Below are 26332 nucleotides of genomic sequence, written 5' to 3' on the forward strand. Positions count from 1 at the left end.
GTTTTCCAGAACGGTGACTTGATCAATAAAAGCGCCCGGCTGAAGCCGGGCGGGAAATCGGGATTATGAACCCATGCGGTAGTTCGGTGACTCTTTGGTGATGGTCACATCATGCACGTGGCTCTCATTGATGCCGGCGCCGCTGATGCGGACAAACTCCGCCTTAGTGCGCAGGTCATCAATGGTCGGGCAACCGGTCAGGCCCATGCACGAGCGCAGGCCGCCCATCTGCTGATGCACGATCTCTTTCAGACGGCCTTTATAGGCCACGCGACCTTCGATACCTTCCGGCACCAGTTTGTCAGCGGCGTTATCGGTCTGGAAGTAGCGGTCAGAAGAGCCTTTAGACATCGCGCCCAGTGAACCCATACCGCGATAGGATTTGAACGAACGGCCCTGATAAAGTTCGATCTCGCCCGGTGACTCTTCGGTCCCCGCCAGCATCGAACCGACCATGACACAGGACGCACCGGCGGCGATCGCTTTCGCGATGTCACCGGAGAAACGGATACCGCCATCGGCAATCACCGGAATACCGGTGCCTTCCAGCGCGGTGACTGCGTCAGAGACGGCAGTGATCTGCGGAACGCCCACGCCGGTCACGATACGGGTAGTACAGATAGAGCCCGGGCCGATACCCACTTTAACGGCGCTGACACCTGCCGCAACCAGCGCCAGTGCGCCGGCACCGGTGGCTACGTTGCCGCCGACGATTTCAAGGTCCGGGTATTTGGCACGGGTTTCACGGATACGTGACAGCACGCCTTCAGAATGGCCGTGTGAAGAGTCAATCAGCAGCACGTCAACGCCCGCTGCAACCAGCGCATCGATACGCTCTTCGTTACCTGCACCTGCGCCAACTGCCGCACCGACACGCAGACGACCCTGCTCATCTTTACAGGCGTTAGGTTTACGTTCGGCTTTCTGGAAATCTTTAACGGTGATCATGCCCAGCAGATGGAAGCTGTCATCCACCACCAGCGCTTTCTCAACGCGCTTTTCATGCATCCTGTGCAGCACCACATCGCGCGCTTCGCCCTCTTTCACCGTCACCAGACGATCTTTCGGGGTCATGACTGCAGAGACAGGCTGTGAAAGGTCAGTGACAAAGCGCACGTCACGACCGGTGATGATACCCACCAGTTCGTTGTCGCGGTTAACCACCGGATAGCCCGCAAAGCCGTTGCGCTCGGTCAGCGCTTTAACGTCAGCCAGTGGGGTGGTTGGCAGGACGGTCTGTGGTTCAGTCACCACGCCGCTTTCATGTTTCTTCACCTTGCGCACTTCGTCCGCCTGGCGTTCGATTGACATATTTTTATGGATGAAGCCAAGCCCGCCTTCCTGTGCCAGCGCAATCGCCAGACCCGACTCGGTCACGGTGTCCATGGCAGCGGAGAGCATAGGAATATTTAAACGGATATTTTTGGTCAGCTGGGTGCCGAGATCGGCCGTATTCGGCAGGACGGTGGAGTGTGCAGGGACGAGCAGAACGTCGTCAAAAGTGAGTGCTTCTTTAGCGATTCTTAACATGGCAATACTCCACCTCGGGTGATTGAGAATAGATAAAATATTGCCGCGGCATTATACAGGCCGTAATCGATTGCCTCCAGCATTATTTACGAAAAACTCTTGATCCGCACTGGCAGCCCTGTAGTATCGATGAATTAACCTGCTGATTTGGAATTTGATCTTCGTCACATGTCGCTGCCACCCATCGCCAATATTTTTACCGTCAGCCGTCTCAATACGACAGTGCGTCAGCTGCTGGAGAAAGAGATGGGCCTGGTCTGGATCAGCGCCGAGATCTCCAACTTCACGCAACCGGCATCCGGTCACTGGTACTTCACGCTGAAAGATGATGGCGCTCAGGTTCGCTGTGCTATGTTCCGCAACAGTAACCGACGCGTTACCTTTCGTCCGCAGCATGGTCAGCAGGTGCTGGTTCGCGCCAACATCACTCTCTATGAGCCACGCGGTGACTATCAGCTGATTGCCGAAAGTATGCATCCGGCGGGTGAAGGCTTGCTGCAGCAGCAGTTTGAACTGCTGAAAGCAAAACTGGCCACCGAAGGACTATTTGATCCGCAGCATAAGCAACCGCTGCCGGAACCGGCGCGTCAGGTCGGGGTAATCACCTCTTCCACCGGCGCGGCGCTGCACGATGTGTTACGCGTGCTGCATCGCCGTGATCCCTCTCTGCCCGTGGTTATCTATCCGACCGTGGTTCAGGGCGTCGATGCGCCAGCGGCTATCGTCCGCGCAATTGAAATCGCCAACCTGCGCAACGAGTGCGACGTCTTAATTGTCGGACGCGGCGGCGGTTCGCTGGAAGATTTGTGGGGCTTTAACGATGAACGCGTGGCGCGCGCCATTTTTGCCAGCCGCATTCCCATCGTCAGCGCGGTGGGTCATGAAACCGATGTCACCATTGCCGACTTCGTTGCCGATTTACGTGCACCCACCCCTTCCGCCGCGGCTGAAATTGTCAGCCGTAACCAGCTGGAGTTACTGCGTCAGTTGCAGTCACAGCAACAGCGGCTGGAGATGGCGATGGATTACTACCTGGCACGTCAGCAGCGGCTTTACTCCCGCCTTGAGCATCGTCTGCAACAGCAGCATCCGCAGCTGCGTCTGGCCCGTCAGCAGACCGCCCTGTTCCGCCTGCAGCAGCGACTGGGGGAAGCAATGGAAACCCACCTGCGTCAGGCCACGCGTCAGCAGGATCGTCTGTCGCATCGACTCAATGCCCAGCAGCCTCAGCAGCGGCTGTTCGATGCGCAAAAACAGCTGCAAAGCTGGCACTACCGCCTGCAGCAGAGCATGACAAAACAGCTGAGCACCAGCAAACAGCACTTTGGTCAGTTGGTGGCGCAGCTGGAAGGCGTCAGCCCGCTGGCGACGCTGGCGCGCGGTTTTAGCGTGACCACCGACACTGCCGGACAGGTGGTGAAGAAAACCGCACAGCTCCAGAGCGGCGACCTGCTCCGTACCCGTCTTGATGATGGCTGGGTTGAAAGCCAGGTGACGCAGTTACTGCCTGAGAAAAAGCGCCGCCGCAAAACCGCCTCCTGACTCTGCCCGTCAGCTCACACTTTTACACTTAACGCTGGCCTTACTAATGAGGTTTAACCAGCCTGAAGGGTCTATACTTTCTGGCACATTCCCTGTCGCCAGGGCGTTTCAGATGGCTTGCCAAAGGTGTTGCCTCAGAAAACCGCCGCCGCAAAACCGCCTCCTGACTCTGCCCGTCAGCTCACACTTTTACACTTAACGCTGGCCTGACTAATGAGGTTTAACCAGCCTGAAGGGTCTATACTTTCTGGCACATTCCCTGTCGCCAGGGCGTTTCAGATGGCTTGCCAACGTTGTTGCCTCAGAAAAGCGCCGCCGCAAAACCGCCTCCTGACTCTGCCCGTCAGCTCACACTTTTACACTTAACGCTGGCCTCACTAATGAGGTCTAACCAGCCTGACGGGTCTATACTTTCTGGCACATTCCCTGTCGCCAAGGAGTTTCAGATGGCTTATTGCGTTATTCCTCCCTATATCCTTCGCAAAATCATCGCGCACGGTTCCGGCCACCAGCAGGAGCAGGCGCGTCGCACCCTGACACACGTCCAGCACCTGATGGCGGAACACTGGCAAAAGCAGCCGGTGGCAAAATCCGCGGCAGGCGGCCACGTGGATCGTGAAATTTATGATGCGCAAAGTCAGCAGACCCTGCCAGGTAAGTTGATTCGTCAGGAGGGCCAGCCCGGCAATGACGACGTGGCGGCTGAGGAAGCATGGGACTATCTTGGCGTAACCTATGACTTCTTCTGGCAGGCTTATCAGCGTAATTCGCTGGATAATCAGGGGCTGAAATTGCTCGGTACCGTGCACTACGGTGACAAATACCAGAACGCCTTCTGGAACGGTCAGCAAATGGTATTTGGTGATGGTGACGGCGAAATCTTTAATCGCTTCACCATTGCGATTGACGTTGTGGCGCACGAACTGGCGCATGGCGTGACGGAAAATGAAGCCGGCTTGATCTACTTCGAGCAGGCTGGTGCACTGAACGAGTCACTGTCAGATGTGTTTGGCTCGCTGGTGAAACAGTTCAGTAAAAAACAGCGCGCCGATGAGGCGGACTGGATTATCGGCGAAGGCCTGCTGGCAAGCGGCATCAATGGGCGTGGTCTGCGATCGATGTCTGAACCTGGCTCGGCCTATGATGACCCGATGCTGGGCAAAGATCCGCAACCGGCGCATATGGATCACTACGTGAAGACACGTGAAGATAATGGCGGGGTTCATATCAACTCCGGCATCCCTAACCGGGCTTTTTATCTGGCAGCAACAGCGCTGGGTGGTTATGCGTGGGAACAGGCGGGATATGCCTGGTACGACACGGTGTGTGACGACGAACTGCCACAGGATGCTGACTTTAAGACCTTTGCCCGCTTCACCGTTCAGCATGGTAAAAAACGGTTCAACGAATCGGTCGGCAGTGCCATTGAACAGGCGTGGAAGGAGGTTGGCGTGCTATGAGTGACCTGCCCGAACTCACTGATGACGCCACCATCATCGTCGCGCGTGAAGGCGGCATGGCCTTTATTCCGGGGCTACGCGCCGAACGACGCTTTATGCTGGGCGATCTGCCGCCGCCAGAAAGAGAACGCGTCTGCCATGCGCTGCAGCAGGCGATGCCGCTGGGCGAACCTGAGGAGAAAGCCGCGCAGGTGGGCAGTGGCGACCAGCGCTATTTTCGCATCCAGATTCAGTATGCAACCCACCGCGAGGTCGGGACGATAGTGCTGTTGATTCCGGAACAGGTGGCGCCACCTGAGTTGCAGGCGCTGTGGCGCGACGGCAAATAAGCAAAAAAAAGGGCCGACTATGTCGGCGCTCAGACTGCTGATAATTCGATGTGCATCTGTTAGCGACAAATGAGCTTAAAGCGAAGGTAACACGTTCAGAGGAGGAAAGCGTCCCGCGCCATGGACGGCGCGGGACGAGCAGTCATGGATGACGATTTTGCGACTTTCCGATCTGACCGTGTTCCCTGAGCATGCTCGGTCTTACAGCGAACCAGGCAAGACTTTTCCGTAAAAAAGGGCCAACAATGTTGGCCCTTTTCATTAAGTGTTGTTACTTGCTGTCTGGCAGCGCGTAAGCAATCACATAATCACCACGGTCCGGTGACTGACGTGCGCCACCTGCCGAGATCAGGATGTACTGCTTTCCATCTTTCGGTGAGACGTAGCTCATCGGGCCACCCTGACTGCCCACCGGCAGACGTGCTTTCCACACCTCTTTCCCGGTTGAAGAATCAAAGGCGCGCAGATAGTAATCCTGCGTACCCGCGATGAACACCAGGCCGCCCTGCGTGGCCAGCGTACCGCCCAGCGTTGGCATGCCAACCGGCATTTTCACGCGCATCTTGATACCGAATGGTCCGGTATCCTGCACCGTGCCGACCGGCACCTGCCAGACGATTTTCTGCGTTTTCATGTCAATCGCCGACAGCGTACCAAATGGCGGTTTCTGACATGGGATACCCAGCGGTGACATAAAGCGATTTTTATTCACAGCATATGGCGTGCCTTTTAGCGGAACGGCACCCATACCGGTGTTGATCGCTTCGCCGCCGTTGCTGCCACGCGCAATATTGCTGGTATCAGCCGGGATCATCTGAACCCACAAACCCAGACGCATATCATTGACGAACAACAGGTGGTTGTTCGGATCGACCGACATGCTGCCCCAGTTCATACCGCCCAGCGAACCCGGGAAGCTCAGAGACTTGTCGGTGTCCGGCACGGTGAACAGGCCATCATAGCGCATGGATTTGAAGCCAATGCGGCAGGCCAGCTGATCAAACGGCGTGGCACCCCACATGTCAGACTCTTTCAGCGTCTGGTTGCCAATCTGCGGCATCCCGGTCGAGTGTGGCTGCGTTTTAGTGTACTGCTCGTTCGGGATATGGCCCTGCGGCATCGGCAGTTCTTCGACTTTAGTCAGCGGCTTGCCGGTCATACGGTCAAGCACGAAGATCATGCCGGTTTTGCCGCCAATCACTACCGCTGGTGTGGTAGTGCCATCTTTTTGCGGGAAGTCGATCAGGCTTGGCTGCATCGGCAGGTCAAAGTCCCACAGATCGTTATGCACGGTCTGATAGACCCACTTCTCTTTACCGGTCGTGGCATCCAGCGCCAGAACCGATGCGCCATATTTGTGATCCAGTTCAGTACGGTTCGCACCCCAGAGGTCAACCGACGAACTGCCCATTGGAATGAACACGGTGTTCATTGCCGGGTCGTAAGACATTGGCGCCCATGAGTTCGGCGTACTGCGGGTATAATCTTTACCCGGCATCAATATCGCATTCGGGTCAACATTGCCTGGGTCAAACGCCCAGCGCATCTGGCCGGTGATAACGTCAAAGCCACGCAACACGCCACCCGGCATATCCGTCTGTACGTTATCCGCTACGCGACCGCCGACCACCACAGTGGTGCCAGCCAGGGTTGGCGCTGAGGTCAGCTGATATTGCGGATCCGGTGCCTTGCCCATGCCCGCTTTGAGATCAACGATGCCGTGATCGCCAAAGTTTTCACAGAACTCACCGTTGTCAGCATTGATCGCAATCAGACGCGCGTCGATGGTGTTCATCAGAATACGACGCTGACAGCTGTCACCGGCTGGCAACACTGCGGCAGTCACAGGTGAAGACCCCGGCTTATCTGGCTGCTGCAGCGGTTTCGTGGCGTCAAAGTAAGCCAGACCACGGCAGCGCGGCCAGACTTCCGCTTTGGCATTGATTTCACGTTTCCAGATCTGCTTACCGCTGTTGGCTTCAACGGCGATGACGTTGTTGTGCGGTGTGCAGAGATAAAGGGTATTGCCAATCTGCAACGGTGTCTGCTGATCTTCTGCGCCGTTGCCGGTCGGGCTGACAGGGGTATCACCGGTGCGGAAAGTCCAGGCCACCTGCAGATCTTTCACGTTGTCGCGGGTGATTTGATCCAGCGCCACAAAGCGGCTGCCCTGCGGAGTATTACCGTAGTTATCCCAGTCTTTCTGCTGTTTCGCTTTATCTACCGGGATCAGCGGCAGCTCTTCGCCCGTGCCTGCAACGGTAGGATGTGGCTGGAACATCTGCACCAGCGTAACAACCATGCCTGCCGCCAGCAGCGCAGAGAACGCATAAGAGGGTTTTGCCAGTGAGTGCTTACCTTCATGCTTACGCAGTGAAGGCCAGATCAGGAAGGCAAGCAGCATCAGTCCGGCAGGCACCATCAGGCGTGATACCAGCGGCCAGAACTCCAGGCCCGCGTCGAACAGCGACCAGATCAGGGTGCCGACAAAGACCAGCAGGAACAGAACCACTGCCGAGGATTTGCGACGGAAGAACTGAATTGCGGAGAGTACAGTGACGATACCCGCAATTAAAAAGTACCCGCTGCCACCAAGTGCAACCAGTTTGCCGCCGCCAATTGCAAAAAACAGACCGGTGGCAAGTAGCACCAGTCCGAGCAGCACGGATGCTATTCCCAGCCCCTTTCCGGAGCGGGAGGATGTTTCAGCCATAATACTTACTCTCCTGAATAAACAGAGCGCCCGGACAGATGGCCTTCCGGACTCCGGCGCGTTTAGTCAGTCCGCGCCGGGCACCGCTCGGTTTCAAATCGAATATAAACAGACCCGCGTCCGTGAGATCGATGGGCCGGAAGAACACGGATGTGGCTTGCCCCTCCCACGACGCGGCAGGATTGTACCACCTGGTACATTACAGAGTGAACATCTACAACCCATTTGTTACGGCGCAATAGCATTTTTGCTACAAAATGAGCCAGTCGTTGCTCTGAATTCTCAGACGTTTAAAGCGTAGCTGAAAGCGGCGTCAGTGACCTGGCGGCTGGAAAAGGACGCGCTTGCGGGAGATAAGGCCATGTCCGTTCCGGCAAAAATAGTCCACCGCGCCGCAGGCTTTGAGCACCTCAAGCGGCTGATGACACTCCGGACAGCAGGGTTGTGCGGGGTAATGCGTACCGCAGGTATTACAGATAAATTCACCGTCACTGAGCGACAGCGGTTGCTGACATTTTTCGCAAATAATAGTCACTATTTTCTCCCTGCTCCGGTTTATTCAGGGTAAAAAAAAGAGGGCCAGATGGCCCTCTATTCTTAACGCTTGTTCTTTTTCATATGCGCCAGCAGACGCTTACGTTTACGCTGCTGCGTTGGTGTCAGCAGGTTACGTTTGCCTTCATAAGGGTTATCACCCTCTTTGAACTGAATACGAATTGGCGTTCCCATCACGTTGAGTGATTTACGGAAATAGTTCATCAGGTAGCGTTTGTAAGAATCGGGCAGATCCTTAACCTGATTACCGTGGATTACCACGATAGGCGGGTTATAGCCCCCCGCGTGCGCGTATTTGAGCTTAACGCGACGACTGCGTACCAGCGGTGGCTGGTGATCGTCTGCCGCCATGTTCATGATACGGGTCAGCAGCGAGGTGTTTACACGCTTCGTCGAACAGTCATAGGCTTCAGTGATCGACTCAAACAGATTGCCGACGCCGCTGCCGTGCAGCGCAGAGATAAAGTGAATGCGGGCGAAATCGATAAAGCCCAGACGGTAGTCCAGTGTCTCTTTCACTTCATCACGCACTTCCTGCGACAGGCCATCCCATTTGTTGACCACAATCACCAGCGAACGACCACTGTTGAGAATGAAGCCAAGCAGCGACAGATCCTGGTCGGAAATACCGGCATGGGCATCAATCACCAGCATCACCACGTTGGCATCTTCAATCGCCTGCAGCGTCTTGATCACCGAGAATTTCTCTACAGTGTCAGAGATTTTGGCACGCTTACGCACACCCGCCGTATCGATCAGAACGTATTCACGTCCATCACGCTCCATCGGAATATAGATGCTGTCGCGGGTGGTGCCCGGCATATCGTAGACCACCACGCGGTCTTCACCGAGAATACGGTTGGTAAGCGTTGACTTACCTACGTTAGGACGGCCAACAATCGCCAGTTTGATCGGCAGGCCCGTCGGGTCGAAGTTTTCTTCTTCCTCGGCGGCTTCCTGCTCAGCAATCTCGTCAGCTTCAAGCGCAGCCCAGTACGCCTGGTTCTCTTCTTCTTCCGTGAGCTCGACCGTCTCAACTTTGTCCATCCATGGCAGCAGTGCCTCTTCTATCAGGCTGCTCACACCACGACCATGCGATGCCGCAATGGCGTGTATCTCGCCCAGGCCCAGTGAATAGAAGTCCACAACCGCCTGATCAGGATCCATCCCGTCAGTTTTGTTGGCCACCAGGAAAGTCGCTTTCTGGCGGGAACGGAGATGCTTAGCGATTTGCTGATCGGCGGCCATCATGCCCGCACGCGCATCGACCATAAACAGCACGACATCCGCTTCTTCAATCGCCAGCAGTGACTGCTCGGCCATCCGCGTTTCAACACCCTCTTCGGTGCCGTCGATACCACCGGTATCAATAACAATAAATTCGCGCCCTTCCACTTCGGCGCGACCATATTTGCGATCGCGAGTCAGTCCAGGAAAATCCGCTACCAGCGCATCACGTGTGCGGGTTAAGCGGTTAAATAGCGTAGATTTTCCCACATTGGGACGCCCAACCAGCGCGACCACAGGTACCATAACAAAATGCCTCAATAAATAATTAATCGCCCGAATGGCGTGATTATAACGGCTCTGGCCGTCAAGTTCAGGCTTAAGGCGCAAAGAATACCATGCCTGACTAAAAACGAAACGGCCCCTGATTAAATCAGGAGCCGTCGGAACGGAGGATTTCACCTGCCAGACGTGTACCCGTTAACGGGTAATCGCATAAACCTCACCATCTTTCGACTGGATCAGCAGCTTATCGCTGGCGACCACCGGCTCGGTCTGGAAGCCTGAGCTATCCAGTTTCTGCTGCGCAACAAAACGACCATCCGTGGTGTTCAGCCAGTGCAGATAACCTTCACTGTCGCCGACAACCAGATAGCCGTTGTAGAGCACCGGCGAAGTCAGGTTGCGATGCAGCAGATCGCTTTGACGCCAGATGGCGACGCCGCCGTCAGCGTTAAGCGCAATCACACGATCGTCCTGATCGACCAGATAGATGCGGCCGGCATCCACAATCAGATCTTTCACACCGCCAATTTCGCGTTTCCACAAAATCTGGCCGGAACGCAGATCCAGTGCTGTCAGATTGCCGTTATACGCCAGCGCGTAAACCACGCCATTGACGATAACCGGTGTGGTATCGACATCGTTAAGACGATCGATCTCAGTGGCACCGCTGACCTGGGAAATACGCTGCTGCCAGACCAGTTGTCCCTGGTTCAGCACCACGGCACTGACACGACCATTGTCGCCACCGACAATCGCGCCACCAAAAGCGACAGCCGGAGCAGATTCACCGCGCAGAGACAACGCTGGCATATCCAGGTTAACGCTCCACTTCACGGCACCGCTGCTCTGATCCAGGCCCTGCAACATGCCGTTGCTGGTATGAACCAGCACCAGACCATCGCTGACTACCGGACGTGACAGTGCTTCACCGGCGACTTTCGTCTGCCACGCCAGGCTACCATCACTACTGTTGAGGGCATAAACCTGGCCGCGCTCGCTGCCCACATAGACCCGATCGCCATCAGCCGTCAGGCCACCTGATAACATGGCTGAGCGATTTTTAGAGAAGAAGCCGGTTTTCTCAGAGAGATCGACTTTCCATTTTTCTTTACCGTCTGCGGCATCGAGCGCTTTGACGATACCAAAGCGGTCGGCAGCATAAACCGTATTATCCTGCCAGGCAGGATGCAGATTTGAGTAGAAATCACCGACACCATCGCCTACCGAGGTGCTCCACACTTTCTGTGGCGTGAACTGATTTTCCACCTTCGGCAACGGGGCCATTTTTACTACATCTTCTTCGCCGCTAAACAGCGAACAACCGCTGAGCAAAGTGACTGAAATCAGTCCCGGCAGCAGGTATTTACGTAATTCCATGCGCTCTCTCTTGACTGGCTTAGCTTAAGTTATTCATCTTCATCTGCATCATTTGCTTCAATGCCGGAGAGGCGTCAGATTCAACCCCTTTACTCCAGGCATCGCGCGCGCCCTGCTTGTCGCCTTTGGTCAGCAGCGCTTCGCCGCGAATATCGGCCACAATGGCTGTCCAGCCATCACCCTTCACACCGTCAAGGGTTTTAAGCGCCGCATCCGCTTGATTCTGTTGCAGTTGAATGCGTGCCAGGCGCAGGTTAATCACCGCCTGCAGATTGGCATCTTTGGTATCTTTCAGTCCGTTTTGCAGCAGCGTCGCGGCTTTATCAAGCTGACCGGCGTCAACATACTGCTTCGCCAGATCCATCGCAGCCAGCGCACCGTAGGTGTTGCTGTTTTCACTGGCAAAACGGTTTACCGCTTCCAGCGTCTCCGGTTTGCCCGCCTGCATGGCGCTGGTGAGCTGCTGATACTGCGCTGATACTGTCTTCGCCGTATCGTCCTGATGACTGCTCCAGTAACGCCAGCCGCCCAGCGCAGCAATGCCGATCACCACGCCAATAGCTAACGCTTTGCCATTGTTGGCAAAAAAGTTGCGCAGCGCGTCGGTCTGCTCGTTCTCATTGCTATACACTTCCACGCAATCCCTCTCCTTTCTATGGTTGGTGCTGTGTCACGCTTACTGTAACAGCGAGCGCAAGACAGCAGCAGCCTCTGCCTGATCCAGCGTTTGCTGCTCGCCACGGCGCAGATCTTTAATCACGACCTGACCGGCTTTGACCTCGTCCTCGCCTAACACCAGTGCGACGCGAGCGCCCCACTTGTCAGCACGGGCAAACTGTTTCTTGAAGTTGCCGCCGCCAAAGTTGGTCATCAGCCTCAGTTCTGGCGCTTCATCACGCAATTTCTCAGCCAGCTGCATCGCAGCAGACTGCACGCCCTGACCTGAAGCGATAACATAGACATCCACATTGCTCGTCGGTTCAAATTCAGGATTAACCGCCTGAACCAGCAGCACCAGACGCTCCATGCCCATGGCAAAGCCAACGGCAGGTGTTGCGCGCCCACCGAGCTGCTCAACCAGGCCATCATAGCGACCGCCACCACATACCGTGCCCTGTGAACCCAGGCTATCGGTGACCCACTCAATCACGGTGCGATTGTAATAATCAAGACCGCGTACCAGACGCTGATTGACGGTGTAGCTGATTCCGGCGTCATCCAGCAGGGCACACAGGCCGCTGAAATGTTCGCGTGATTCGTCATCAAGATAGTCGACAAGCTGTGGCGCATCATTCAGTAACTGCTGGATATCAGGATTTTTAGTGTCGAGAACGCGCATCGGATTGGTGTACATGCGGCGTTTACAATCCTCATCCAGCACCTCTTTGTGCTGTTCAAGGAAGGCGACCAGCGCGTCGCGGTAATGCGCGCGTGCTTCCAGCGAACCGATAGAGTTGAGTTCCAGACGAACATGCTCAGAGATACCCAGGGCTTTCCACCAACGGGCGTTCAGCATGATCAGTTCAGCATCGATGTCCGGCCCCTGCAGACCAAACACTTCCACGCCAATCTGGTAGAACTGACGATAGCGGCCTTTCTGCGGACGCTCATAGCGGAACATCGGGCCCATATACCACAGGCGCTGCTCCTGGTTGTAGAGTAAACCGTGTTCGATACCGGCTCGCACGCAACCTGCAGTGCCTTCCGGACGCAGCGTCAGGCTTTCACCGTTGCGGTCTTCGAAGGTATACATCTCTTTTTCAACCACGTCGGTGACTTCACCGATGGCGCGTTTAAACAGTGGGGTTTGCTCCACCAGCGGTAAGCGAATTTCGCTGTAACCGTAGCTCGCCAGCGTCTGCTTGAGAACGCCTTCAATCCGTTGCCAGAGGGCGGTATCCGCAGGCAGGTAGTCGTTCATCCCGCGAATCGCCTGAATATTCTTCGCCACGTTAGAATCTCTTAATGCAAAAAAACCTGTCCGGCATCATACCTTATGAGGATGAAACCGCACAGGTTCAGTCAAAAAAGTCACGCACGCAAACCGCGTACGCCATTATTTTTCCAGATGCTGCACATCAATACGGCGACTGGCATCCAGCATCGACGCTTTAGCACGAATGCGCGCTTCCAGCTGATCGATCATGTCATTGTTGTCGAGACGATCGCGCTGACGCACACCATCTTCGTAGAAACCACTCTTCTTGCTGCCGCCGGTCACGCCCAGCGTAGAGAGAGTCGCCTCGCCGGGTCCGTTGACCACGCAGCCGATAATGGAGACATCCATCGGGGTGATGAGGTCTTCCAGACGCTGCTCCAGCGCGTTGACCGTGCCGATAACGTCGAACTCCTGACGTGAGCAGGTCGGACAGGCGATGAAGTTGATGCCACGAGAACGGATGCGCAGTGACTTGAGGATATCGAAACCGACTTTGACTTCTTCTACCGGATCGGCGGCCAGCGAGATACGCAGCGTATCGCCGATCCCTTCTGACAGCAGCAGACCCAGTCCAATCGCCGATTTCACTGCGCCAGCCCGCGCGCCGCCCGCTTCGGTGATACCGAGATGCAGTGGCTGTTCAATCTGTTTCGCCAGCAGACGATAAGATTCAACCGCGAGGAAAACGTCAGAGGCTTTAACGCTGACTTTGAATTGATCGAAGTTAAGACGGTCGAGATGATCGACATGGCGCATGGCAGATTCCAGCAGCGCCTGCGGCGTCGGCTCGCCATACTTTTCCTGCAGATCTTTCTCCAGCGAACCGGCGTTCACGCCGATTCGAATCGGAATATTGTTGTCGCGCGCGCAGTCGACCACCATACGGATGCGCTCATTGTTCCCGATATTACCGGGATTGATGCGCAGGCAGTCGACGCCATACTCGGCGACTTTCAGGGCGATGCGGTAGTCAAAATGAATATCTGCAACCAGCGGGACGTTTACCTGCTGTTTGATCAGCCTGAATGCTTCTGCGGCATCCATGGTAGGCACCGAGATACGAACGATGTCGACACCGACTCGCTCAAGGGCTTTGATCTGATTTACCGTCGCCTCCACGTCAGTGGTGCGGGTGTTGGTCATCGACTGGACAGCGATGGGTGCGCCGTCACCGACCGGCACCTTGCCGACGTAAATGCGTTTGGATTTACGACGGATAATGGGTGCTTCGTTATGCATATTTCTTCTCCACAATTGCCCGGTACGCGATACGCTGTTATTGCGCACCCAACGTCAGGCGAGCAACCTGGTTATTACGGATAAAACGACTTAAATCAACGGGCTGATTCTGATATTGCACCTGAACAGCGGAAGGCGCGCCAATTTTCAGACGATACGGAGGCGTTCCTGCGAGGCTGAGTTTACCACCACTGCGCTGAATGCCGCTGAACAGTTTTTTGCCGGTGGCATCGCTCACTTCCAGCCAGCAGTCGGCGTTAAAGGTCATCACCACCGCATTAGGGTCAGCAGCCGGTTCACTGACCGCCGCTGCACCTACTGGCATCTGAGGTGCCGTGCTGGTATTGGTATTCGTGTTCGCGGCCGCAGGTGCAGCCGCTGAGTTGTCCACGGGCGCCTGGCTCGGTGAAACCACGGCATTGCTGGTGGTATCCGGCTGTGCGGTGGTCGCGCTATTGCTGCCAGTGGCGGCCGGAGCCGCACTCGCTGGCGCACTGGCTGCGCTGTTGTCACTGGCGGTATTGCTTTCGTCAGGCGCGGCAGGTGCCGCGCTGTCACCACTGGATTCACCCAGCGGAATCGACTGACCGCTATCACCGCTGCTGCTGTTCTGATCGGTCATCGGCACCAGATCATCCTGTGACTCTTTATGATTCTGCCACCACCAGGCACCGGTCAGACCCACCACCACAAACACCACCAGCCAGGTGAAAATCATCAACCAGCCGTCGCGTTTCTTGCGGCGTTTGCCCAGCGAGAAACTTTGCATCGGCTCGATCTTTGAAGCCCGAATCGGTGTCTGTTTCGCCATCATCGGCAGCAGTTCCTCTTCAGGAATGTGCACCAGACGCGCGTAGGAGCGAATGTATCCGCGCAGGAACGTGGAGGCCAGATCGGCAGGCGATTTGTCTTCCTCGATATCACGCACGGTAGAAAGTTTCAGGCACAGGCGTTCAGCGACGTTCTGCTGCGTCAGCCCCATCTGCTCACGGGCCAGACGCAGGCGTTCACCTGTTGAATGTAATGCAGAGTTTTCTTGAGTGGCTTCAGTATTCATTAGCTAAATAACGCTGGTACTGTATCGATTGCGGAAAACGTCGCGCTAACTGGTCGCCATAACGTGAAACGTCAGCGGCATCTCCCTGTAGCGCGGCGAAACGTAAGTGTAACGCCAGACTTCGTGCCGTTGCGGGCAGCTGTTGCTGGTAAACATCAAGCAAAACCTGCACCTTCGCCAGATGGTTATCTGCCATCTGCTTTTCAGCTTCCGACAGCAGCGAATCAGCTTTGCGTCTGTCAGCCTCAATGGCCTGGCGTAGTGTCCTGCGGGCAGCGGCAATATCGCCAGCCTGCAGATAACAAAACCCTGCCAGTTCAAGCGCGTCATTGCGTGCATCAAACTGCGGTGCTGCGCTTGCCCGACTAAACTGTTGATGCGCTTCGCCATACTGCCTTAAAGCGCAGAGAAACGCACCGTAATTGTTAGCAACAAAACCATTATCCGGGGCCTGCTGCTGTGCCAGTATAAACCGTGCCTGCGCCGCTGTCTGATTACCCTGCTTCTGCGCCAGTCGAGCCAGCGCAAGCGAGACCCGGTAATCCTCTGGCGCGGCAGCCTGTGCCCGCAGAAAGTTTCGCTCAGCTGCGGCATAGTCGCCACCCGCCAGATAGTGCATCCCTAACTGCAGACGCACCTCTTCTGCTCCGGGTTCGTGATGCTGGCTGACACACCCGCTTACAACAAACAGCGCCAGTAAAACGGCAGGTAATCCGTTACGCATAATCGTTTCCATCCGGTTGACGTTGACAGGCTGCAGCCTGCCACGCGTCATCACTTCAGGAAACGCTCTGAGTCACTCTTTTAGAGAGCCTTCACAGAGATGGCTTCACCCGCCATTTTTTTACGCATCGTACGCTTGGTACGGTCGATCACCTCACCGGCTAACTGACCACAGGCGGCATCGATATCGTCGCCACGGGTTTTACGCACGATGGTCGTAAAACCATAGTCCATCAGGACTTTGGAGAAACGATCGATGCGGCTATTGGAGCTACGGCCATAAGGCGCGCCCGGGAAGGGGTTCCAGGGGATCAGGTTGATTTTACACGGTGTTTCTTTCAGTAATGCGGCGAGTTCATGCGCATCATCTGTGCTGTCATTGACGTGATCCAGCAACACGTACTCGATGGTCACGCGTCCCTGATTGGCGTTGGATTTGCCAATGTAGCGTTTCACCGCCGCCAGGAAGGTTTCGATATTGTACTTTTTGTTGATCGGGACAATATCATCACGCAACTTATCGTTAGGCGCGTGCAGGGAAATCGCCAGCGCGACGTCGATCATATCGCCCAATTTATCCAGCGCAGGCACCACACCCGAGGTGGAGAGGGTCACGCGACGCTTCGACAGACCAAAACCGAAGTCATCCAGCATGATCTCCATCGCCGGAACCACGTTATTGAGGTTGAGCAGCGGCTCGCCCATGCCCATCATCACCACGTTGGTGATAGGACGCTGGCCGGTGATTTTGGCTGCGCCGACAATTTTCGCCGCGCGCCACACCTGACCAATAATTTCTGACACCCGCAGGTTACGGTTAAAGCCCTGCTGTGCGGTCGAACAGAATTTACACTCCAGCGCACAACCCACCTGTGAAGAGACACAGAGCGTTGCGCGGTCCCCTTCCGGGATATAGACCGTTTCCACCAGCTGGTCGCCCACGCGAATGGCCCATTTGATGGTGCCGTCGGTAGAGCGCATCTCTTCTGCCACTTCTGGCGCACGGATCTCCGTCAGCTCCATCAGCCGGTTACGCAGCTTTTTGTTGATGTCGGTCATCTGCTCGAAGTCATCGCAGCAGTAGTGATAAATCCACTTCATGACCTGATCGGCGCGGAAAGGCTTTTCGCCCAGCGACAGGAAGAATTCGCGCATCTGCTGACGGTTGAGATCCAGCAGGTTTATTTTCTGGCTTTTGGGGGAGACGACAATAGGGGATGCGGACGCGGACGTCACAATCTGTTCGGACATAATATTCTCTGGCCTCGTTGTTACACGTTATGGCGCTGTTCAGGGATAGGTGAAAAAAATTGCGCCTTCATTAAGCTGAGTCAATGAAGGCGCAATATTGTACAACATCTGCAGCCTGATAACAGGCGGGAGTGACCTCCCCTACGCAGATTTTTGTAAAGCCGACGTAACGTTTATCGCCAGGCGATTAACGGGTACGTGGGCAGATTTCGTTTTCGCCAAAGAAATAAGCGATTTCGCGGGCAGCGGATTCAGCAGAATCTGAACCGTGCGTGGCGTTTTCGGTGAAGCTGTCAGCGTAGTCAGCACGCAGTGTGCCAGCCAGTGCGTTTGCCGGGTTAGTGGCACCCATCAGGTCACGGTGACGCTGAACGGCATTTTCACCTTCCAGCACGGAAACAACAACCGGGCCAGAGGTCATGAATTCAACCAGACCATCGAAGAATGGCTTGCCCTGGTGCTCAGCGTAAAAACCTTCAGCCTGCTCTTTGCTCAGCTGCAGCATTTTTGCGCCAACGATTTTGAAGCCAGCGCTTTCAAAACGGTTGTAGATAGCACCAATCACATTTTTAGCGACGGCGTTTGGCTTGATGATAGAAAAAGTACGTTCGATTGCCATGATGACCTCTGTCTTAACGTTCTGAAGAAACCGGTGGCGTCCGCCCCGGTTAAGAAACGGCGCCGATTATAGGGGCTGAGTCCGGCATTGCCTATCAGAGATCCCTAATTTGATGAAAAATCTTGATCTGAGTCGAAGCAGACGCGCCATAGTTATGATTTAGCGCAAAAAAGCGTCAGCCCCGGCTGAAGGTGACCGAGACAAGTTGCCCCTCTTCATCCATCACCACCAGCTGATACTCGCCCGGATGATCGAGCTGCAGAGACAGGCTGTCTGCGGCGTTCTGCGTCATCAGAGGCTCACCATTCAGGAACCACCAGCGCTGCGCGCCCTGCCCTCCCTGCACCGCGACCGGCATTGTCAGCGCGCTCCTGCCCGGCAGCGGTCTGACAATTTGCCCCTCAATCACGCCGGTAACGATCAGCGGAGCGCTGCTGCCCTGCTGTAACGGCGGACACCGGGCATCGACAGGGGGCAGACGTTGCGCCCGCCGCTCCTGAGGCGGCAGCCAGGCCTCCAGCGGCAGCGGCCAGACCAGCCGTTCATGGCGGGTGGCGCCGGGGCAGTCTGCTGCGACGCGCAGTCCCTGCGCATTCTGCCAGTAGCCCAGGCGTAATCCGCTGAGGCTCTCCTGGCCGGGTGCCAGCAGTGTAGGCGGCAGCGTGTCGGCGGCGACCCAGCTTTGCCGCCGCTGGCGACAGTTTTCGTCTCCGGCGGGCAACGGCTGACCGCCAGGCCAGCAAATGCTCGCCACCGTCACCGAGGCCGGCCGCGGATCGCCCGGAACATCACGTCTGCCAAGGCGACTCATCAGCAGGCTGTTGATCTGATTCATGACGGGCACGGCAGAGGCAAAACCAAACTGCCCGGCAACCGGCGTCGCATCCGGTCTTCCGACCCAGACGCCAATCAGATAACGGGGATTGATCCCCACCGACCAGGCGTCGCGGTAGCCATAACTGGTGCCGGTTTTCCAGGCCAGTGGCACCACATCGGGTACGCTGCCATTGCCCGCGGGCTGCGCTTCCCCGGCCAGGATACGCCGGATGATCCACGCCGACTCAGGCGAAAGCAGCGGCCGCTGCTGTAAAGGTTGATCGGGCATCCAGCGCAGCTGGCCGGCGTTGCCGTGGCGGGCAAAGGCGCTGTAGGCAGCCACGATCTCATCCATGCGCGCTCCGGTGCCGCCGAGAATCAGGGAAAGATTAGGTTCAGCGCCGGGGGGAAAACGTAAGTTCAGACCGACATTGCGCAGGCGCGCTGCAACGTTTTTCGGTCCCAGCGCCTCCAGAAGCTGCACCGCAGGCAGATTCAGCGACCGCACCAGTGCGTCACTGGCGCTGACCGGCCCGTGAAATCCGGTATCGAAGTTGCCTGGCCGGTAATCACCAAAGCGACGCGGCACATCCTGCAGCAGTGATTCAGCATGAATCAGCCCCTCATCCAGCGCCATGCCGTAAATAAAGGGTTTTAACACCGAGCCTGGCGAACGCACGCTGGCGATCATATCCACATGGCCAAAACGGCTGTCATCGGTAAAATCAGCCGAGCCGACGTAGCCGCGAACCGCCATGGTGGTGTGATCCACCACCAGCATCGCCAGCGAAGTGCGTGGAGGAAGCTGATTTTTAACATTCAGCGCCAGACTTTCCAGTTCGCGCTGCAGTGAGGGGTCAAGCGTAGAGACAATCTTATCGCTGTGGCTGATCGACAGCAGTCGCCGGGCCAGCAGCGGCGCCATCTGTGGCATCTGGCGCGGCGGCAGCCACACCGGCTCCTGACGGATTTCCGCCACCTGTTCAGCAGACCAGATGCGGTATTCCGCCAGCCGATCCAGCACTTTGTTGCGTGCGGCTTCTGCCCGCTCAGGCCAGCGATCGGGCCGCAGACGGCTGGGTGCCTGCGGCAAAACGGCCAGCAGCGCCGCCTCGCCCGGCGTCAGCTGTGACGGGGCTTTTCCCAGCCAGCTCCAGCTTGCCGCGCCCACCCCTTCCAGCGTGCCGCCAAAGGGTGCACGGTTAAGGTAGAGCGTCAGGATGTCTCGTTTGGAAAGATGCCACTCCAGCTGCAGCGCCCGCCACGCCTGAATCAGCTTGCCGCGCAGCGTTCGGGGTTGCGGGTCGATAAGGCGTGCCACCTGCATGGTCAGCGTGCTGCCTCCGGAAATCACGCTCTGATGGCGCAGATCCTGCCAGGCGGCGCGCAGCAGAGCCAGGGGATTGATGCCGGGGTGATACCAGAACCAGCGATCTTCGTAGGTCAGCAGCGCCTGCAGATAGGCCGGAGCCACCTCCTCTGGCGTGACCGGATAGCGCCAGATCCCCTTGCTGTCAGCAAAGCGCCACAATGGTGTACCGTCGCTGGCAACAACCACCCGCGCAGGCTGCACCTGTTTAAGCGGCAACGGGAAAAGCCGATCCAGCCCCCATATAGCCAGCCACAGCGCCATAAAAAAAAGCGGCAGCGCGAGCCACCACTTTTTGATGCTGCTGACGTTTACCACGCGTCGCGTCACTTACTGAATATGCAGCTGCGACGGCGTGCTGCCGGTGGCGCGCCACTCCGGCACATACATCGACTCGACCTGCGGTGGTGGCATCAGATAGCGCCCCGGTGTGACCGCCCGCGCCAGGTAGACCAGCGTCGCGGGACGATAAGTATCCACCGCCAGTGCCGCCACAAAGCGATCGTCACGGAACTCAATGTGTCTGATGTCTGCCTGCTGCATGTCACCCATGCTCTCCTTCAGCGTATCCGCACTGTCGCCGAGGCTGGCGCTGCTGTCAGCCAGGTTCTGGTTTTCCAGCTCCAGACCGGCAGGCAGCAGATCCACCACCAGCGCATCGGTGATGCTGCGCTTCGACGAAACGGTCAGACGCACCACCAGCAACTCGCCGCTGCGCAGATTGCTGAGATCGGCGGCTTTGCCATCCAGCGTAAAGTATTCACGTTTTATCCCAAGCACATTGCTCTCCGGCTGTGGCGCGGCCAGCGGATAACCGGTGACATCCAGACGACCATACAGCGGCGCACTGCCCGGATTACTGATGGCTAAGCCCTGCAACAGTCGTTCAGCCCCCAGCCCTTTATTCAGTGGCGCATCACCCTGCAGAGGCTGTGCATTGCCCGACAGTTGCGCCTGCCAGCTTCCGCCCTGCGCACGCTGCAGCGTATGCGCCGCTAAATAGAGCGCGTTATTCTCCTGAGTCGAGAACCAGCGCTTGCCGTTGACCTCTTTTGACAGCGACAGCAGCAGACTATTCTGTAGATCGGGCTGCAGCTTATTCTCTGCTAACAGGGATATCATCATCCCCTCATCGCGCACCGTGCTGCCATAGTCGCCATACCACTCTTTATCTGAGCGCGTCAGACTGGCACCCTGCATGATCGCAAGCGATGCGCGCTGCCCGTCACCCATCAGCTTCAGCGCCACGCCAAGCTGCATCAGCGCCAGACCGGAGCGGGCCTTCTCACGCTTTTCATACAATGCGCGCAGCGCCCCCAGCGGCGCACGCTGCTGACGCGCCAGCACCAGTCCGGCGTAAGCCTGCACGCTGAACTGCAGCGCGGCGTTGTTATCACTGCCGCCGCCGCTGATCTGCGCGGGATCCTGCAGATAGCGCAGCAGCCGTGCGTTAGCGCGGTCAACTACATTATCCGGCAGCACATAGCCCGCCTCGCTGGCGCGAAGCAGGAAATCGGTCACGTAAGGCGTCAGCCAGAACTCCTCCTCACTCTGCTTGTCCCACAGCCCGAAGCTGCCGTTGGCCCGCTGCATGCCCGCCAGACGGGCAATGCCGGTGTCGACGGCGGCCCGGCGCGCCTCGTCACTGCTGGTTTTTATCCCCATCGCGGTCAGCTCGGCATGGCTGGTGTAGAGCGACGGCCAGAGGCCGCTGGTGGTCTGTTCCAGACAGCCGTAGGGATAGGCGTAAAGCGCACTGATATAACTGGCGATATTGAGCGGCGGACGATTGCTCAGCGTCAGCTGTCCACTCAGGGTCTGAGCATCCAGCCCGGTAAACGCGGTTGCCGCGACCTGCCAGGGCTGATCGGAATTGATGACGGCATCGAAATTCAGTGTCCGGGCCGGATAAGGTGGTCTGACGCCGATTTTCCACTGCTGTTTGCTGGGCTTCACCTGCTCGCCCGGCAGGTTCAGACCGGAAATCTGCACGGCGACCTCACCATCACCAAAGCCGGTTTTCGCCGTGACCGGAATCTGAAGTGTGGTACGTGCGCCTTTGGCCAGCGTCACACTCTGGCTGGCAGCCCCGGCCAGATCCACTAAGCCACTGCTGCTCAGATCCACCTTCAGAGTTTGCGGCAGATCGGTCAGGTTAGTGAGATCCAGCGCCAGTGAGGCTGTATCGCCGCTGGCAAGGAAGCGCGGGGTGGCCAGTTCGCTGATCAGCGGCGCCGCGACCACCAGTTTACGTTCGGCCGCGCCGAAGCTGTCGTCGCTCCATGCCTGGGTCATCAGCCGCAGTTCACCGTTAAAGGTCGGGATCGGCAGCGTAATCGACCCGTTGCCCTCTTTATCCAGCGTGACTGCCTGTAACTGCTGCGCCACGATATTGACGTGCGTCACCGGCTTTTTGCCGCCGCGCGTCATCGATTCATCTTCGCCATCACCACCAAAACGCAGTGCCGCGAGCCGGCCACCGCCTTCGATCAGCTGGCCAAAGACGTCGTACTGATCGACGTTATAGCGTTTACGGCCAAAAAACGCCTGCCACGGATCGGGGGTTTTATAATCCGTGACGCTCAGAACGCCGCTGTCCACTGCTGACAGCAGTACATTCACTTTTTCAGGCAGCGGGCCGCCGTCACGACTGGCGTGGACTTTTACCGTCAGGCGTTGCTCAGGACGGATTTTATCGGGCGCATCCAGCGTCAGATTTAAGCGGCGCGCCTCCGTCGCCATCGGCAGATGCAACAGCCCCACCGCGCGTTTTGGCGTTGCGCCACTGACCTTATCGCCGTCACGCACCACGATGGCGCTGAAGTAGAGATCGTGACGCTGCCAGCTCTCAGCAACAGGGACATCCACCGTTGTGCCGCCCTTTGGTACGGTCAGTGGCTGCCACCAGAGCGTGCCGCTGCTCGACTCCACCATCAGGTAACCTTTACCGGCCGCCGGTGACTCAACCTGCAGATGCAAGGTATCGCCCGGCTGGTAAGCCGCTTTATCCAGCTTCAGTCTGACCTGATCCGGGCGCAATGCACCCGTGCCGTTGGTGTTATCCTGCCAGTCATAACCCGCCTGGAACCGGACGCTGCTGACGATCTTCTCGCCCGCCTGCACTTCCAGCCGGTAGTGGCCCCACTCGACCGGGAAGCTGACTTTGGTGCTGCCATCAGCCGGGACAGAGATGGCGCGTTCATCTTCCTGCAGATCCTTGTCGCTATACTGCGACTGCCAGCCTTCGCTGTCAGAGAAGCTCCAGTAGTAATCATGGCGTTCACGGATCAGGCGAACATCCAGCTTCTCTGCCGCCAGTTTTTTGCCCTGACTGTTGGCATAGACAATGTCGAATTCGGCCAGGCTCTGTTCCGGCACGGTCGGCTCATCGTGATAGCTGTCACTGCGGTAGTCATAAACCGCCTTGTTACCAAACAGCGGCCGGATACCCGGCAGCGCTTCAGCGGGCCAGATGGCCTGGGTGGCACGACGGGTGACCGGACGTCCGCCGGTTTCCAGCAGGCTGGCCTGCAGGATCAGATTGAGCGGGGAGTGGAGCTGATCCCACTGATTTTCTACCGTGAGTTGTGCTTTACCGCTGGCGTCGAGCTTGAGATCCACCTCATCCAGCGTCCGCTTTAACCCCTCTTCGGTGATGTCACCAAACTGATAGCCTGGCAGTGCAGTCACCGCCTCGCGTGCCGGTCGCAGATAGAGTTGCCCCTGTAGCGTGTTACCTGCTGCTGGGGCGCCATAGAGATAGCGCCCCTCAATACCGAACTCAACACTGGCATCAGCGGCCTGTGGCTGAGGGTCATTTTTCAGGGTTAACGCCATACGCTCTGGCAGAAAATCTTCGACGTGAAACTTCCACTCTCGCTTGAGGTTATCGCCGGTATTCAGTCGCAACATCCAGTCGCCGGTCATGGCCGACGCGGACAGCGCCAGTCGCTGCTGGTAGAATCCCGCTTCAGGCTGCCAGACAAAAGTCCGCATCACCTGGCCATCGGGCTGCACCAGCTCCGCTTTGATCGGCTGCGCGGGCAAGGGGTGTCCGTCGGCATCGCGAAGCAGCGCATTCACGATGACCGTTTCGCCAGGACGATAGATATCGCGCGGACCAAAAACAAACAGCTGTTTGTCATAGCCCTGCGGCCCCGCGACCGGGAATTCAGCGAGATCCAGCGCCGGACGCGCCAGGTCGATCATTGAGGTCTGTTCTCCCTGAATTGCCAGCAGGAGCTTGCCTTTTTCATCCGCCTTGAGGCTCAGATGACCGGTGCTGTCACTGGTACCGCTTTGCAGCACCTGCCCCTTCTCATCCAGTAACCTGACGCTGACCCCGGAAAGCGGCTGACCGTCTGCCAGACTCTGGGCGAACAGTTCGAACCGGGTCGGGAAGCGATGCAGTGACAGGCCAATATCGCTGAGGGTGAAAAGCGTGGCGGGCTGGCTGTAGCGATAAGTACCGGCCTGCTTCATCACCGCCAGATAGACGCCCGGCTGCTGAAGTGCGGTAATGTCACGCATCGGCAGCTGCAATTTTTCACGCGTGTTACGCGCCGGGTTGAGCTCAAAGCGTCCGCTATAGACCAGCTGGCTGCTTTTCAGCAGCTCCTGCGACTGCCAGCTCGAGAGGTTGTTGCCGTAATTCCACTGCGAGAGAAATTCCGCCAGGCCGGCATTCTTTATCCGGAAGAAATCGACATCGACCTGGTCAACATTCAGCGCCAGCACCGGCAGTCCCTGCGTGATACGCAGCGGCAGCAGTGAACCGCGACTGGCAAAGCCCACCATCGGCTGGATATCACGGGTGGCGATTTTCTGACTGTAATCGGCGGCAAGCGTCTCTCCGCTGGCCGCGCGCAGTCCCGCATCCACCGTGACGGTGAAGTGACGCGACGGCTCGGGATGGCGGAAGCGCAACGTTTTGCGGTTAGCAGAAAGCTCCCAGCCGCCATCCACCCGGCCCTGTTTATCGTCGGTCAGCCTGACTTTTTGCGCGATATCCTGTTTATCATCAAGCGGCTGATTGAAGGTTAAGACCAGCGCAGCGGCATTATCGATCTGCAGTTCCGAGAGATCGATAATCGTCAGCGGTTTGCTGACCTGGGAGGTTGCGGGTGCTTCTGCCGCCTGGAGAGGCAAAACAGGTAACAGGGTCGCTGACAGCAGCGAGCCACCGATCAGCATGCTGAGCAGCAGCCGGGTATTGCGTTTCTTCATGGTAGTTCCTTCACCGGGACGCAGGGAGTGTCGTTTGATTACGCAGCGCAATTTCATATCAATGCTCGCATTTAATCAACGCTTCTCTTGAGATGGTGCGCACATTCCCTGACACTGGTATGACAGATTGCTGAGATGAGGTTGTTATGACGACGCCACTGTTTGTGTCCGCCGACTGGTTACAAGAGCACTACAACGATGAGCGGCTTCAGGTGCTGGATGCACGGTTGTTGCCACCCGGTATGGAAGCGGTTCGCGATATCCAGGCCGAATATCTGGCGGGTCATTTACCCGACGCCCCTTACTTCGATATTGAAGCGCTTTCCGATCACACCAGCCCTTACCCCCATATGCTGCCCCGCGCCGAAAGTTTTGCCGTCGCGATGCGTGAACTGGGTGTCAGCAGTGATAAGCACCTGGTGGTGTATGACGAGGGTAATCTCTTTTCTGCGCCACGCGCCTGGTGGATGCTGAAAACCTTTGGTGTGGCTCAGGTGTCGATTCTGGCCGGGGGCTTGCAGGGCTGGAAAGAAGCTGGTTTTGCGCTGGCAACCGGCGAAGTGAATCTGCCGGAAGGTGAGTTTGAGGCCCACGCAGATGAAAGCCGGGTGAAACGCCTGACGGACGTACTGCTGATCAGCCATGAAGGCGGCGCACAGATTATTGATGCGCGTCCTGCCAATCGCTTTAACGCCGAAGTGGATGAGCCGCGTCCCGGATTGCATCGCGGACACATTCCCAACAGCCTGAACGTGCCGTGGAACAGCCTGGTTGAACAGGGAAAACTCAAGCCGGAGGCGGAACTTCAGACGCTGTTTGCCGATGCGGGCGTCGATATTACCCAACCGGTGGTCGCCAGCTGTGGCTCAGGCGTGACGGCTGTGGTGGTGATTCTGGCGCTGACGGCGCTGGGCGCACGGGATGTCACACTGTATGACGGATCCTGGGGCGAATGGGGCAGTCGCGACGACTTACCTATCGCGAAATAAAAAACAGGCGGCCCATGAGCCGCCTGTTTTTTTAATAATATCGGATTCGATCAGCTGTAAGAACGAGGTAGCACAGGAAACAGGGT

18 protein-coding genes are annotated in these 26332 nt (G+C 57.1%); 4 read left to right on the forward strand and 14 right to left on the reverse strand.

The features are described from left to right. Positions 1-63 precede the first annotated feature (63 nt). Complete coding sequence (gene guaB / locus HFD87_RS12590; protein ID WP_010260119.1) at positions 64-1530, reverse strand: IMP dehydrogenase; 1467 nt, start codon at positions 1528-1530, stop codon at positions 64-66. A gap of 168 nt (positions 1531-1698) precedes the next feature. Here guaB and xseA point away from each other — a divergent pair, with 168 nt between their 5' ends. The 3 genes from xseA (at position 1699) to HFD87_RS12605 (ending at position 4861) form a co-directional block, all read left to right on the forward strand. Beyond that, positions 1699-3072, forward strand: coding sequence for an exodeoxyribonuclease VII large subunit (gene xseA, locus HFD87_RS12595; RefSeq protein WP_033769693.1), 1374 nt, complete (start codon positions 1699-1701; stop codon positions 3070-3072). A 446-nt stretch (positions 3073-3518) separates the two neighbouring features. Next, entirely contained in the window at positions 3519-4532 is a 1014-nt protein-coding gene (locus HFD87_RS12600; RefSeq protein ID WP_033758623.1) for a M4 family metallopeptidase, read from the forward strand. Then, positions 4529-4861, forward strand: coding sequence for a protealysin inhibitor emfourin (locus tag HFD87_RS12605; protein WP_010671321.1), 333 nt, complete (start codon positions 4529-4531; stop codon positions 4859-4861). Before HFD87_RS12600 ends, HFD87_RS12605 begins: the two co-directional genes overlap by 4 nt. Positions 4862-5132: 271 nt before the next feature. Here the strand turns inward: HFD87_RS12605 and HFD87_RS12610 are convergent, their stop codons facing one another. The 13 genes from HFD87_RS12610 to HFD87_RS12670 all read right to left on the reverse strand — a co-directional run bounded on the left by HFD87_RS12610 (position 5133) and on the right by HFD87_RS12670 (position 25257). After that, positions 5133-7574 carry a glucose/quinate/shikimate family membrane-bound PQQ-dependent dehydrogenase gene (locus HFD87_RS12610; RefSeq protein WP_010257526.1) on the reverse strand — a complete coding sequence of 814 codons (2442 nt, stop codon included), beginning with the start codon at positions 7572-7574 and terminating at the stop codon, positions 5133-5135. A gap of 313 nt (positions 7575-7887) precedes the next feature. Beyond that, entirely contained in the window at positions 7888-8109 is a 222-nt protein-coding gene (locus HFD87_RS12615; protein WP_022624126.1) for a zinc ribbon domain-containing protein, read from the reverse strand. Positions 8110-8171: 62 nt separating this feature from the next. Beyond that, positions 8172-9662, reverse strand: a complete 1491-nt coding sequence (gene der / locus HFD87_RS12620; RefSeq protein WP_010257536.1) for a ribosome biogenesis GTPase Der — start codon at positions 9660-9662, stop codon at positions 8172-8174. A gap of 174 nt (positions 9663-9836) precedes the next feature. Beyond that, positions 9837-11018, reverse strand: a complete 1182-nt coding sequence (gene bamB, locus HFD87_RS12625) for an outer membrane protein assembly factor BamB (protein ID WP_033769690.1) — start codon at positions 11016-11018, stop codon at positions 9837-9839. A 19-nt stretch (positions 11019-11037) separates the two neighbouring features. Next, a complete protein-coding gene (locus tag HFD87_RS12630; protein ID WP_010257542.1) occupies positions 11038-11655 on the reverse strand; it encodes a YfgM family protein in 618 nt (205 codons plus the stop codon). Positions 11656-11694: 39 nt separating this feature from the next. After that, a complete protein-coding gene (gene hisS / locus HFD87_RS12635; RefSeq protein WP_167423506.1) occupies positions 11695-12969 on the reverse strand; it encodes a histidine--tRNA ligase in 1275 nt (424 codons plus the stop codon). A 105-nt stretch (positions 12970-13074) separates the two neighbouring features. Continuing rightward, positions 13075-14196 carry a flavodoxin-dependent (E)-4-hydroxy-3-methylbut-2-enyl-diphosphate synthase gene (gene ispG, locus HFD87_RS12640; protein ID WP_003848692.1) on the reverse strand — a complete coding sequence of 374 codons (1122 nt, stop codon included), beginning with the start codon at positions 14194-14196 and terminating at the stop codon, positions 13075-13077. 37 nt (positions 14197-14233) lie between these two features. Next, entirely contained in the window at positions 14234-15253 is a 1020-nt protein-coding gene (gene rodZ / locus HFD87_RS12645; RefSeq protein ID WP_033772408.1) for a cytoskeleton protein RodZ, read from the reverse strand. After that, positions 15243-15977, reverse strand: a complete 735-nt coding sequence (pilW, locus tag HFD87_RS12650; protein ID WP_029519436.1) for a type IV pilus biogenesis/stability protein PilW — start codon at positions 15975-15977, stop codon at positions 15243-15245. Before pilW ends, rodZ begins: the two co-directional genes overlap by 11 nt. Positions 15978-16057: 80 nt before the next feature. Then, positions 16058-17227, reverse strand: coding sequence for a bifunctional tRNA (adenosine(37)-C2)-methyltransferase TrmG/ribosomal RNA large subunit methyltransferase RlmN (locus tag HFD87_RS12655; RefSeq protein WP_010257560.1), 1170 nt, complete (start codon positions 17225-17227; stop codon positions 16058-16060). Between the two features lie 187 nt (positions 17228-17414). Further along, entirely contained in the window at positions 17415-17846 is a 432-nt protein-coding gene (gene ndk / locus HFD87_RS12660; RefSeq protein WP_003848684.1) for a nucleoside-diphosphate kinase, read from the reverse strand. 175 nt (positions 17847-18021) lie between these two features. After that, positions 18022-20361, reverse strand: coding sequence for a peptidoglycan glycosyltransferase PbpC (pbpC, locus tag HFD87_RS12665; protein WP_167423507.1), 2340 nt, complete (start codon positions 20359-20361; stop codon positions 18022-18024). Then, on the reverse strand, positions 20362-25257 hold the full coding sequence (locus HFD87_RS12670; RefSeq protein ID WP_167423508.1) for an alpha-2-macroglobulin: 4896 nt from the start codon (positions 25255-25257) through the stop codon (positions 20362-20364). Positions 25258-25403: 146 nt separating this feature from the next. Between HFD87_RS12670 and sseA the strand changes: the two genes are divergently transcribed. Further along, on the forward strand, positions 25404-26246 hold the full coding sequence (sseA, locus tag HFD87_RS12675; protein WP_010257579.1) for a 3-mercaptopyruvate sulfurtransferase: 843 nt from the start codon (positions 25404-25406) through the stop codon (positions 26244-26246). The last annotated feature ends 86 nt before the right edge of the window (positions 26247-26332 follow it).

Origin of the sequence: Pantoea sp. EKM21T, from assembly GCF_011800405.1 — a bacterium.
In the GTDB taxonomy this organism is placed as follows: Bacteria; Pseudomonadota; Gammaproteobacteria; order Enterobacterales; family Enterobacteriaceae; genus Pantoea; species Pantoea agglomerans.

Coding starts and splice junctions, on each gene's coding strand:
- HFD87_RS12670 (WP_167423508.1), bottom strand. CDS start 25,257: ATGAAGAAACGCAATACCCGGCTGCTGCTCAGCATGCTGATCGGTGGC.
- ndk (WP_003848684.1), bottom strand. CDS start 17,846: ATGGCAATCGAACGTACTTTTTCTATCATCAAGCCAAACGCCGTCGCT.
- rodZ (WP_033772408.1), bottom strand. CDS start 15,253: ATGAATACTGAAGCCACTCAAGAAAACTCTGCATTACATTCAACAGGT.
- HFD87_RS12610 (WP_010257526.1), bottom strand. CDS start 7,574: ATGGCTGAAACATCCTCCCGCTCCGGAAAGGGGCTGGGAATAGCATCC.
- sseA (WP_010257579.1), top strand. CDS start 25,404: ATGACGACGCCACTGTTTGTGTCCGCCGACTGGTTACAAGAGCACTAC.
- ispG (WP_003848692.1), bottom strand. CDS start 14,196: ATGCATAACGAAGCACCCATTATCCGTCGTAAATCCAAACGCATTTAC.
- bamB (WP_033769690.1), bottom strand. CDS start 11,018: ATGGAATTACGTAAATACCTGCTGCCGGGACTGATTTCAGTCACTTTG.
- HFD87_RS12605 (WP_010671321.1), top strand. CDS start 4,529: ATGAGTGACCTGCCCGAACTCACTGATGACGCCACCATCATCGTCGCG.
- guaB (WP_010260119.1), bottom strand. CDS start 1,530: ATGTTAAGAATCGCTAAAGAAGCACTCACTTTTGACGACGTTCTGCTC.
- HFD87_RS12655 (WP_010257560.1), bottom strand. CDS start 17,227: ATGTCCGAACAGATTGTGACGTCCGCGTCCGCATCCCCTATTGTCGTC.
- HFD87_RS12600 (WP_033758623.1), top strand. CDS start 3,519: ATGGCTTATTGCGTTATTCCTCCCTATATCCTTCGCAAAATCATCGCG.
- pilW (WP_029519436.1), bottom strand. CDS start 15,977: ATGCGTAACGGATTACCTGCCGTTTTACTGGCGCTGTTTGTTGTAAGC.
- xseA (WP_033769693.1), top strand. CDS start 1,699: ATGTCGCTGCCACCCATCGCCAATATTTTTACCGTCAGCCGTCTCAAT.
- der (WP_010257536.1), bottom strand. CDS start 9,662: ATGGTACCTGTGGTCGCGCTGGTTGGGCGTCCCAATGTGGGAAAATCT.